Annotated in this window: 1 protein-coding gene; it reads left to right on the forward strand. The window is 69.4% G+C overall.

Translation table 11 applies throughout. The features are described from left to right. On the forward strand, positions 1-517 hold a 517-nt coding region (locus tag MKK54_RS14585; protein WP_244011896.1), incomplete at both ends, for a terminase gpA endonuclease subunit.

The raw sequence follows: 517 nt of genomic DNA on the forward strand, positions 1-517 counted from the left end.
CCCTGGTGCAGTGCTGCGGTGTCGCAGTACAGAAGGACCGCCGCGAGGCGAGCGTCTGGGGCATCGGGCGCAACCGGGAGCGCTGGCTGATCGAGCACCGGGTGCTCCAGGGCGACACGGTCCGAGCCCAAGTCTGGAAAGACGTCGTGGCCATGTTCGACGAAACCTGGGAGCACGAGAGCGGCGCCGACATGCGCGGACGCGACTGGGGCGTGGATTCGAGCGGCTTCACGGCCGAGGTCTACGCCTTCGTCAGGACCCAGCCCGGGCGAGCCGTTCACGCGGTCGACGGCCAAGACAGCTACGGTGCGGCGTTCCTCGGCGTGGGCGCGAAGGACGCGACCCCGGCCGGTAAGAAGCTGCGCCGCGGCCTGAAAACGATCCGGATCGGCGCCTCGTTCGCCAAGCAGGAACTCATGGGGTGCCTGGCGCTCCACCGCCCGCCCGAGGGCAAGCCCTTTCCGGCCGGCTTCGTCCACCTCCCGGACGACGTCACCGAGGATCAGGTCAAGCAGCT

The organism is Methylobacterium sp. J-068 (assembly GCF_022829445.1).
Classification (GTDB): Bacteria; Pseudomonadota; Alphaproteobacteria; order Rhizobiales; family Beijerinckiaceae; genus Methylobacterium.